Source organism: Streptomyces sp. S6 (assembly GCF_054880855.1).
In genome coordinates this window covers 1-10,503 of sequence record NZ_JBTYMC010000234.1, presented here as the reverse complement: position 1 = coordinate 10,503, position 10,503 = coordinate 1, and the positions used below count along the sequence as shown (strand labels likewise).

8 protein-coding genes and 1 pseudogene are annotated in these 10,503 nt (G+C 72.8%); 4 read left to right on the top strand and 5 right to left on the bottom strand.

Features of this window, described 5'->3' with window-relative positions; all coding sequences use genetic code 11:
- The 4 genes from ACVNF4_RS26010 to ACVNF4_RS25995 all read right to left on the bottom strand — a co-directional run.
- The coding region (locus tag ACVNF4_RS26010; RefSeq protein ID WP_461805302.1) for a class I SAM-dependent methyltransferase at window positions 1-485 on the bottom strand (485 nt) is incomplete at its 3' end.
- 137 nt (window positions 486-622) lie between these two features.
- Complete coding sequence (locus tag ACVNF4_RS26005) at window positions 623-3,040, bottom strand: SpoIIE family protein phosphatase (protein WP_461805301.1); 2,418 nt, start codon at window positions 3,038-3,040, stop codon at window positions 623-625.
- A gap of 204 nt (window positions 3,041-3,244) precedes the next feature.
- Window positions 3,245-5,620: an MFS transporter gene (locus ACVNF4_RS26000; protein ID WP_461805300.1), complete on the bottom strand. Its 2,376-nt coding sequence runs from the start codon at window positions 5,618-5,620 to the stop codon at window positions 3,245-3,247.
- Window positions 5,621-5,786: 166 nt separating this feature from the next.
- Window positions 5,787-6,230, bottom strand: a complete 444-nt coding sequence (locus ACVNF4_RS25995; RefSeq protein WP_461805299.1) for an SRPBCC family protein — start codon at window positions 6,228-6,230, stop codon at window positions 5,787-5,789.
- Window positions 6,231-6,386: 156 nt separating this feature from the next.
- Here ACVNF4_RS25995 and ACVNF4_RS25990 point away from each other — a divergent pair, with 156 nt between their 5' ends.
- The 4 genes from ACVNF4_RS25990 to ACVNF4_RS25975 all read left to right on the top strand — a co-directional run bounded on the left by ACVNF4_RS25990 (window position 6,387) and on the right by ACVNF4_RS25975 (window position 10,093).
- Window positions 6,387-7,433, top strand: a complete 1,047-nt coding sequence (locus ACVNF4_RS25990) for an Rv2578c family radical SAM protein (RefSeq protein ID WP_461805298.1) — start codon at window positions 6,387-6,389, stop codon at window positions 7,431-7,433.
- Window positions 7,434-7,553: 120 nt separating this feature from the next.
- Window positions 7,554-9,113: an alpha/beta hydrolase gene (locus ACVNF4_RS25985; RefSeq protein WP_461805297.1), complete on the top strand. Its 1,560-nt coding sequence runs from the start codon at window positions 7,554-7,556 to the stop codon at window positions 9,111-9,113.
- A gap of 60 nt (window positions 9,114-9,173) precedes the next feature.
- A complete protein-coding gene (locus tag ACVNF4_RS25980) occupies window positions 9,174-9,572 on the top strand; it encodes a RidA family protein (RefSeq protein WP_461805296.1) in 399 nt (132 codons plus the stop codon).
- Window positions 9,569-10,093, top strand: a complete 525-nt coding sequence (locus ACVNF4_RS25975) for a GNAT family N-acetyltransferase (protein ID WP_461805295.1) — start codon at window positions 9,569-9,571, stop codon at window positions 10,091-10,093. Before ACVNF4_RS25980 ends, ACVNF4_RS25975 begins: the two co-directional genes overlap by 4 nt.
- 13 nt (window positions 10,094-10,106) lie before the next feature.
- On the opposite strand, the pseudogene ACVNF4_RS25970 reads toward ACVNF4_RS25975, so the two are convergent.
- A pseudogene (locus tag ACVNF4_RS25970) lies at window positions 10,107-10,394 on the bottom strand (HEAT repeat domain-containing protein); the annotation flags it as partial.
- Between the last annotated feature and the right edge of the window lie 109 nt (window positions 10,395-10,503).

Below are 10,503 nucleotides of genomic sequence, written 5' to 3'. Positions count from 1 at the left end.
CCGGCGCCCTCGGACGGCTCGACGAGGAACGCGCGCCCCCGGACCCCCAGCAGCGCCGCCACGGCGTCCACGAGCGGCTGCCGGTCCTCGGGGCCGCACTGGTGCAGGACGCCCCGGACATAGACGTTCGCGTCGCCCAGCTCGGCGTGCAGCGCCTCGGCGGCCCCCTCCTCGACGGCGTCCAGGAACCGGTACGCCGCGTGCCCCTCGGGATCGGCGCGGCGGGCCCGGTCGAGCGCGGCGTCCGAGAGGTCGACGCCGACCACGCGCGGGAAGTGCTCCGCGAGGAAGCGCGTCTGTGTCCCGTTCCCGCAGCCCAGGTCCACGAGAGGCAGACCGGCGTCGAGGAGGTGCGGCACGAACAGGGGCAGATGCGCGGCGGCGGTCACGTCGGGCGCGGCGTCCCAGAACACCGCCGCCTCGTCCTCGGGCGCCTCCCGCCAGAACCCTTCCCACGACTCCCGGTACCGCTGCGTCACGCCCATGGCCGACTCTCCCCCACCTTCCCGCGCGAACCGCCGTGAACCGGCGGGCGGGTACGGTCTACCCCGTCACGTGCGCCCTCACAAGCGGCCGGGCGACACCTTCACGCCTCCTCCTGAACCGGCGTACGCCCCGCCTCTCACCTCCGGGGCAGCGTCAACTCGAACCACACGCTCTTCCCCGCCCCCGACCGGCTGGCGCCCCACTCCCGGGCCAGCGTGCTGACCACCCGCAGCCCCCGCCCGGCCTCGTCCAGCGCGCCCGCGTCGAGGAACGTCGGCAGTTCGTGCCCGGCGTCGTCCACCTCGCACAGCAGGGTCTCGCCCCGCACGAGCCGCAGGACGACCGCCTGCCCCGGGGCGTGCCGCACGGCGTTGGTGACCAGTTCGCTGACCATGAGGACCGCGTTGTCGACGAGCCGGGCGAGCCCCCACTCGTGCAGTTGCTCGGCGACGGCCGCGCGGGCCCGCCGCACCTGGGCCGGCTCGGGAGCGAGCCGCCACTCGGCGACGTCCTCGGGCTCGATGCCGTTGAGGCGGGCCATGAGGAGCGCGACGTCGTCCTTGCGTCCCCCGCGCGGGTTGAGCGCGCGGATGATCGTGTCGCAGGCGTCGTCCATGGACGCGGCGGGGTGCGCGGCAAACTCGCACAGCGTCCGCAGCCCGACCCCGATGTCCTCGCCGCGGATCTCGACGAGCCCGTCGGTGCACATGACGAGCCGGTCCCCGGGCCGCACGCGCACGCGTGCCGCCTCGAAGGGCACTCCGCCGACCCCGATGGGCGCCCCGGTCGGCAGGTCGAGGAGTTCGGTGCTGCCGTCGGCGCGCACCAGCACCGGCGGGATGTGCCCGGCGTTGGCGATGTTCAGTTCCCCGGCGATCGGGTCGTACACGGCGTACAGGCAGGTCGCGAGGTAGTCGCCGCCGAGCCGCTGCGCGAGGTCGTCGAAGTTGCGCAGGAGTTGCGCGGGCGGCAGGTCGAGCCCCGCCATCGTCTGGATCGCGGTCCGCAACTGCCCCATTTTCGCGGCCGAGTTGAGGCCGTGTCCCATGACGTCCCCGACGACGAGCGCGGTCCGCGCGCCGGGCAGTTTGATCGCGTCGAACCAGTCCCCGCCGATGCGCCCCATCAGGGTGCCCGGCAGGTAGCGGGTGGCGATGTCGCAGCCGGCCATGCGGGGCGCGATGTGCGGCAGCATGCTGTCCTGGAGGGTCTCGGCGACGGCCTCCTGGAACGTGTACATGCGCGCGTTGTCGAGCACGAGCCCCGCGCGGGCGGCGAGTTCGGCGCCGGTGACGCGGTCCATGTCGTTGAACTCGGTGCGCTCCGGGTGGCGCAGCAGGATCATGAACCCGAGGACGACGTTGCGTGCCTTGAGGGGGACGACGAGCATCGAGCGGCCGGTGATGAGGGGGCGGATGTCCCGCTTGTCGAACTGCGAGGCGATCGCGTGCCCCATCTGTTCGGTGATCCGGGGCACGAGCACGGGTTCGCCGGTGGTCATGCACTGGAAGAACGGCGTGTGCGCGGGGAACGGCATGGCCTCGCCGACCGGCACGACGTCGTCCCAGCGGCCGGGTTCGTCGGTGTGCTCCAAGGCGACGCGGTGCCACATGGTCCGCGTGTCGGGCACCCCTTCGTCGAACTCCTCGCCGGCGACGACCTGTTCGCGCAGGTACGTGCCGGCGACGTCGGTGAACCTCGGCACGACGGCCCGGCTGACCTCGACGATCGTCCGTGCGAGGTCGAGCGAGGTGCCGATCTTCCCGCTGACCTCGTTGAGGAACTCCAGGCGTTCGCGGACGGCGACGTACTCCAGGTCCTCTCCGTCGTCGGCGAGTTCGTCGGGCACCGGCAGGCCCTCGGCGACCGCGCGGGCGGCGCGTTCGCGGCGGACCTTGCGCTCGGCACGCCGGGAGACGCCCCAGTCGGGGGTGACGGGGACTTTCTCGTTCTGGCTGAACTCCAGGATGGGGTAGCCGAGTTCGAGGATCTGGGAGACGATCCGGGCGCTCTCCCCGACGCTCATGCTGGGCAGGATCTCGGGGAGCCGGCGGGCGAGGTCGTCGGCGGCGTCGAACTCGGTGTGGCGGGCGAACCCCGGGGAGATCCGCTCGACGCTCACCTCGTCCTCGGGGGCCTCGTCGTGCAGGACGGCCGCGTCGGCGGCGAGCACCAGGAGCCGCTGTGCGCCGGGGCCGACGAGGGGGTAGGCCCACCACAGGACGTCCGCGCGGCCCTGGCCGGGGACGCTGATGCGGGCCCGCCCGGCCGAGGGGTAGCCGAGTTCCGTGCCGAGCGGGGTGCCGTGGCCGTCGTACGCGGCGAGGACGTCGTAGGGGGCGGGTTCGGGGGTGTCGCCGGGGTCGGGGAGGGCTCCGGCGACGGGCAGCAGGTCGAGCGCGGGCTGTCCGATCGCCTCGTCCTTGGGGACTCCGAAGAGCTTGCGCGCGCCGGTGCTCCAGTGGGAGACGAGGCCGCCTCGGTCGACCACGACGACGGCCAGCGGGACGCGTCCCGGGCCGGGAGGCGTGTGCCGCTCGGTGCCACGGTCCATGGCCCAGGCCCTCTCTCCCCAGAACTTCGCAAGATCTGTTCCGCAGCCACCACGGTACGGGGGCGGTGGGCCGGGATGTGCGGCATTGATGGAATTGGTGCGAGCGGGGCGCCGCCGGGCGCACGGGCCGCCCGGCAGGGCCTTCGCCCTCCCTGCGAGGTCCTGTCCGCTGCTCCGGCGGTCCACGCGCGCCCCCTGCGCCCCTCAGTCCTCGTACCCCAGCTGGAGGTCCCGTTCCGTCCGGCCGCCGCCGGCGACCTGGAGGACGGTCGCGACCGGGGGGTATCCGGCGGCGATGACGGTGTACTCGCCGGAGGACAGGTCGACGAAGCGGAAGCTGCCGTCGGGGCCCGTGGTGAGGGTGTCGACGACGTTCCCGGCGGCGTCCAGGAGCGTCACGCGCGCGTCCTCGACGGGCCGGCCGCCGCCCGCGCGCACGGTGCCCCGCAGGACGGCGCCGCCCGCGAGTTCGACGTCCTGGCGGGTCTCGCGGGACTGCTGGACGGTGACGGGCAGTGCGGCGGGCCGGAAGGCGGGGGCGCTCGCGGCGAGGGTGTACTCGCCGGCCACCAGCTCGGTCATGGTGTAGCCGCCCTCGCGCCCGCTGCGGGTGGCGGCGACGACCTCGCCGTGGACGTTGGTGAGGGTGACCGTCGCGTCGCGCACGGGGGCGCCGTCGGCGGTGACGACGGTCCCGGCGAGGCGTCCGGCGCCGCCGAGGACGATGTCGAGGTCGACGGGGCGCTCGCCGACGGTGACGGCGACGGCCTGCGGCTGGTGGCCGCCCGCGGCGGCGATCATGACGTACGCGCCGGAGCCGGGGGTGGCGAGCGCGTACCGTCCGTCGTCGCCGCTGGCGCCGCGCCCGATCTGCTTCCCGGCGACGTCGATGAGGGTGAGCGCCGCACGCGGGACGACGGTGCCGTCGGGGTGCTGCACGGTTCCGCAGACGGCGACACCCGCCGTGTACGTCACGCGCGCGGACGGGAGGGCGAGGGGCTCGGTCTCCGTCTCGTTGTGGGACACGAGGGGTTTCTCCTTGAGGAAGAAGGCGAGGAACAGGCCGACGAGCAGGACCGGCACGAGGTAGAGGAAGATCCTCGGCATGGCGTCGGCGTAGGCGCGGATGTAGGCGTCGCGCAGCGCCGGGGGCAGCGTGTGGACGAGCTGCGGGGTGATCGACTCGGCGCCTGCGGGGGCGCCGCCCGTGTGTGCGGGCAGGCGCTCGCGCAGGGCGTCGGCGAGCCGGTTCGCGAACAGGGTGCCGAAGACGGCGGCGCCGACGCTGCCGCCGATCTGCCGGAAGTAGTTGTTGGCGCTGGTGGCGGTGCCGAGGTCGGCGGGGCGCACGGAGTTCTGCACGGCGAGCACCAGCACGGGCATGACGAGGCCGAGGCCGGCGCCGAGGACGGCCATCCAGATGCTGTAGTGCAGGCGGGGGGTGTCGGTCTCCAGGCGGGACAGCAGCCACATGCCGGCGACGGCCAGCGCGCAGCCGAGGACCGGGTGGAGCTTGTAGCGGCCGGTGCGGGTGATGACCTGTCCGGCGGCGACGGAGGCGATGACGATGCCCGCCATCATGGGCAGCATCAGCAGCCCGGACTCGGTGGCGGAGGCGCCGTCGACCATCTGGAGGAAGGTCGGCAGGTAGCTGGCCGCGCCGAACAGGGCGACGCCGACGGCGAGGCCGATCAGCGCGGTGACGTTGAAGACGGGGTCTTTGAACAGCCGCAGGGGGATGAGGGGTTCGGCCGCGCGGTGCTCGGCGAGCAGAAAGAGCAGGCTCGCGGCGGCGGCGCCCGCGCCGAGCCCGAGGATCGTGCGCGAGCCCCAGGCGTACTCGGTGCCGCCCCAGCTGGTCAGCAGGACCAGGCAGGTGGAGGCGGCGGCGAGCAGCAGCGTGCCGAGGACGTCGAACCGGGGGCGGGCCACCGGCTTCGGCAGCTTGAGGACGGCGGTGACGACGGCGAGGGTGACGAGCCCGAAGGGGACGTTGACGTAGAAGCACCAGCGCCAGGAGAGGTGGTCGGTGAAGTAGCCGCCGAGCAGGGGTCCTGCGACGGAGGCGAGTCCGAAGGTGGCGCCGATGAGGCCCATGTACCGGCCGCGCTGCCGGGGCGGCACGATGTCGGCGATGATCGCCTGGACGCCGATCATGAGGCCGCCGGCGCCGATGCCCTGCACCGCGCGGAAGGCGATCAGCTGGTCCATGGTCCGGGCGCGGCCGGCGAGGGCGGAGCCGATGACGAAGACGACGATCGCGAACTGGAAGACGCCCTTGCGGCCGATGAGGTCGCCGAGTTTGCCGTAGACGGGCAGGCCGACCGTGGAGGTGAGGAGGTAGGCGGTGATCGCCCAGGACATCCTGTCCAGGCCGTGCAGTTCGCCGACGATCTTCGGCAGGGCGGTGGCGATGATCATCTGCTCCAGCGCGGCGAGGAGCAGCGCGAGCATGAGGCCGACGAAGACGAGCCGCACCCGGCGGGGGCTGATCCGCTCGTCCCGGCGCGGGGGTGGCGGGGCGGCGGTCGGCGCGGCGGCCGGTGCCGCTTCGTCCTTCACCAGAGTGATCCCGCCCACGTACCGCTCCCTCGTCGCACTTGCCACAATTCCCGCGTAAAGCGACAACTCCTGGCAAGCGCGACGAGTTACGGCGCCGACCGGGTTCGGGGGAACAACCACTCGAACCGGTGAATTCGATCAACGGCCGTGGACCGGGCGGAACTTGTCCGCCGGACCCGGCGTTCTACTTCTCCACCTCGGCGGCGAGGTTGGCGAGCAGCGCGTCGTGGATGCGGGCGAGGCCCTTGGGGGCAAAAGTCTTCTCGAAGAAGCCGCCGATGCCGCCGGCGCCCTGCCAGGTGGTGGTGACGACGACCCGGGCCCGGCCCTCGCCGGCGGGGGTGACGCGCCAGACGGTGACCATGGAGGAGTTGCGGTCCTTCTCCACGAGTTCACCGTCGGTCGGCTCGGTGACCTCCAGGAGGCAGTCGCGCACGCGCTTCTTGGTCGCCTGGAGCTTCCAGTGGACGAGCGTGCCCTCGCCGTCGCCGCCCTCGCGCACCTCGAACTCGCTGTACTGCTCGGGCATCAGCTTCGCGCGGGGGCCGCTGTAGTCGGCGAGGGTGTCGAACACCGTCTCCGGGTCCGCCGCGACGACGCGCTCGGTGGTGGCCTCGACCTGCGCCATGTGTTCCTCCAGGGCCTGTTTATCGGGGTCGGGACAAGCCAATCACCCCGCCGGTTCGCCACCCAAATCGGGGGTCCCAAAGCGATCGGAAACGGCACTCGCACGATCATGGGAACAAGTGTTCTAATCTGTGTCCAGTGCTACCGAGGAGGCCTCATGCGCTGGCAGAACCTCACCCAGGAGCCCGGCGAGCACGGCCGGGCGGCGGAGTCCGCGCTGTTCGGCGCGGACGCGGTGACCACCCGTACCTTCGACGCGCCCGAGTTCCGGGGCATCACGTTCCACGAGGTCCGGGCCCGCTCGGTCCTCAACCGGGTGCCGGGCGCCTCACGCATGCCGTTCGAATGGACGGTGAACCCCTACCGGGGCTGCTCGCACGCGTGCGTGTACTGCTTCGCCCGCAAATCGCACAGTTACCTCGACCTCGACACGGGCATCGGCTTCGACACGCAGATCGTCGTCAAGGTGAACGCCCCCGAGGTGCTGCGCCGCGAACTCGCCTCCCCGCGCTGGCAGGGGGAGCACGTCGCGATGGGCACGAACGTCGACTGCTACCAGCGCGCGGAGGGCCGGTACGCGTTGATGCCGGGCATCCTGGCGGCGCTGCGGGACCGCGCGAACCCGTTCTCGGTCCTCACGAAGGGGACGCTGATCCTGCGCGACCTCGACCTGTTGCGCCAGGCCGCCGCGGTGACCGACGTCGGTGTCTCCGTCTCGGTGGGCTTCCTGGACGAGGGGCTGTGGCGCTCGGTGGAGCCCGGCACGCCGGCCCCGCGGCGGCGCCTGGACGTCGTCCGCGCGCTGTCCGGCGCGGGGCTCGGGTGCGGGGTGCTGATGGCTCCCGTGCTGCCGTTCCTGAGCGACGACCAGGGCCGGCTGCGGGAGACCGTGCGCGCGATCGCCGCCGCGGGCGCCACCTCCGTGACCCCGCTGACACTCCATCTGCGGCCCGGCGCGCGCGAGTGGTTCATGAGCTGGCTGGCCCGCCACCACCCGCATCTGGTGACCCGCTACGACCGCCTGTACGCGGACGGCGCCTACGCCCCCACCTGGTACCAGCGCCGGATCACCCGTCAGGTCCACGAACTGGCGCGGGAGTACGGCATCGGCCCCACGCGCGCGGGGATGCCGCGCCGGGTGCCGCAGCCGCCGGACACCGAGGAGCCGAAGCCCGCGCGGCCGGTCCAGCTGAGCCTGCTCTGAGCGTGTCCGGCCTCCTTTCGGGTCAACTATCGGCGGAACAGGTTCTTCCGGCCCTCCTTCCCGGGACGATGCCGCCGGGGCCGTCGACCCACACGGTCCCGGCAGTCCCTGGGAGGCTCCATGAGAAAACGCGCAGCCGTACTGTGCGGCGCCGCCGCCGTCGTGGCCGCGACGCTGACCGCCGCGCCCGTCGAGGCCGCGCCGGCACCGGCCGCGCAGCTCGCCTGGAAGAGCTGCGGCACCACCGACCACCCGACGCTCCAGTGCGCCTCCCTGAAGGTGCCGCTCGATCACGACCACCCGCGCGGACAGCGCATCACCCTCGCCCTGACCCGGGTCCCGCACACCGCGAAGACCTCCCAGGGCCCCCTGCTCGTCAACCCCGGCGGCCCCGGCGGCAGCGGCCTGTCCCTCGCCGCGTTCGTCGCCTCGACGCTCCCGAAGGACGTCGCCGCGCAGTACGACGTCATCGGCTTCGACCCGCGCGGGGTGGGCAGGTCCACGCCCGCGCTCGACTGCAAGCCCGGGTACTTCACGCCGGTCCGCCCCGACTCGGTGCCCGCCACCGAGGCCATCGAGCGGGCCAACCTCACGCGCGTGAAGTCGTTCGCGAAGGCGTGCGGCGAGAAGTACGCGAAGCTCCTGCCGTACATCGACACCGTGAGCGCCGTCCGCGACATGGACGCGATCCGCGCGGCCGTCGGCGCCCCGAAGCTGAACTACTTCGGCTACTCGTACGGCACCTACCTGGGCGCCGTCTACGCCAAGCTGTACCCGCAGCGGGTGCGGCGCCTGGTCCTCGACTCGATCGTCGACCCCTCGGGCGTCTGGTACGAGGACAACCTCTCCCAGGACCACGCCTTCAACGACCGCCACCGCGCGCTGATGGCGTGGATCGCGAAGTACGACGCCACCTACCACCTCGGCACCGACCCCGAGCGGATCGAGGCCAAGTGGTACGCCATGCGCGCGGCCCTCGCGAAGAAGCCGGCCGGCGGCAAGGTGGGCGCCTCCGAGCTGGAGGACACGTTCCTGCCGGGCGGCTACTTCAACGGCTACTGGCCCCACCTCGCCGAGGCGTTCGCCGCGTACGTCAACAGCAAGAACGCCGCTCCGCTGGTCGAGGTGTACGAGAACCTCGGCGCGGTCGACGCGTCCGGGGACAACGGGTTCAGCGTCTACAGCGCGGTGCAGTGCCGTGACGCCGCCTGGCCGCGCGACTGGGAGCAGTGGCGGGCCGACACCTGGGCGGCGTACGAGAAGGCACCCTTCATGACCTGGAACAACGCCTGGTACAATGCGGCGTGCGCGTTCTGGCCGCAGAAGCCGCTGCGCCCGGTGAACGTGGCCAACCACAAGCTCCCGCCGGTGCTGCTGTTCCAGGCGACGAACGACGCGGCGACCCCGTACGAGGGCGGCGCCCTCACGCACGCGCTGCTGCGCGGCTCCAGCCTCGTCGTCGAGGAGGGCGGCGGGAACCACGGGATCACGCTGAGCGGCAACGCGTGCCTCGACAAGCACCTCGCCGCATACCTCAAGGACGGCACGGTCCCGCGTTCCGACGGCCCTGTCGACGCGGTGTGCGCGGCTCTGCCCGACCCGAAGCCGCTGACCAGCAAGGTGGCGGCACCGTCGGCGCACGGGGCGACGCTGCACGGGCTGCTGGGCTTCAGGGGCTGAGGCGGGGCGCCCCCGGTAAATGCCGGGGGCGTTGTCAGACCGGTGATCCATGATGGGGTCATGAGCGATCTGACCCGTATTCCCGGCCCCGCCGGCGTCGCACCCGCCGCGCAGTACACGCACGTGGTGACCGGCACCGGCCGCCTGGTCGCCGTCTCCGGTCAGCTCGCCCTCGACGAGAAGGGCGAGCTGGTCGGCGCGGGCGACCCCGCCGCGCAGGCCCGGCAGGTCTTCGAGAACCTCCGCCGCTGCCTGGCCTCGGCGGGCGCCGGCTTCGAGGACGTCGTCAAACTCACCTGTTTCGTCACGGACATGGCGTACATGCAGGCCGTCCGCGAGGCCCGTGCGGCTCACATACCCGACGACCGCCTCCCCGCCGCCTCCGCCGTCCAGGTCGCCGGTCTGGTCCGGCCCGAATTCCTCATGGAGATCGAGGCGTTGGCGGTGGTCGCGCCATGACGCCTCCCCTGGTCCGTCCGATGACCCTGGCCGACTGCGAGCGCGTCGCCGAGATCCGGGTGCGCGGCTGGCAGACCGCCTACCGGGGCCTGATTCCCCAGCCCCACCTGGACTCCCTCTCCGTGCCCGAGGACGCCCTGCGCCGCCGGGCCCACGTCGAGAACGCGGGCGAGGACGTGGTGAACCTCGTCGCCGAGCAGGCCGGGACGGTCGTCGGCTGGGCCTGCCACGGCCCCTACCGCGAGGGCGAACGCCACACGGACGACGCCGAGTTGTACGCCCTGTACGTCGACGCCGCCCACCTCGGCTCGGGTGTGGGGCACGCGCTGCTCCAGGAGTCCGTACGACAGCTCGCCGCCCGGGGGTGCACCCGGCTGTACCTGTGGGTGCTCAAGGGCAACACCCGCGCGCGCCGGTTCTACGAGCGCGCGGGCCTGCGGCCGGACGGCGTGGAGGAGCCGTTCGAGGTGGGCGGGGTGCTGGTGCCTGAGGTGCGGTACGTGGGAACAGCGGAGGGCTGATCGGCAGAATCCCTCACCCCTCCCCCAGGATCCTCCCCAGCGCCCGCACCGCCGCCTCCGCCAGTGCCGGGTGGGCCAGCGCCTCCCGCAGCACCGGTCGCGCGCGGGGATCGCCGAGGGTGCCGAGGCCGTCGACGCAGGCGAGGGCGACCCTTCGGTACGGGTCGTGGGGGGTGAGGCGGCGCTGGAGGGTGGTGATCAGGGCCGGGGCGGACTCGGGGGCGTGGAGGGCGGTCAGGAGGCGGACGGGGTGCAGGGCATAGGCGACGCGGAGTTCGTTGGTGGCGAGGGCGGCGGCGGCGGTCCACGGGATGCTCGAAGAACTCCACGACAACCTGTGGGAGCACCGGCTCGAACGGGTCGTCGACTACGGCCACACCTTCAGCCCGACGCTGGAGATGCGCGCCCTG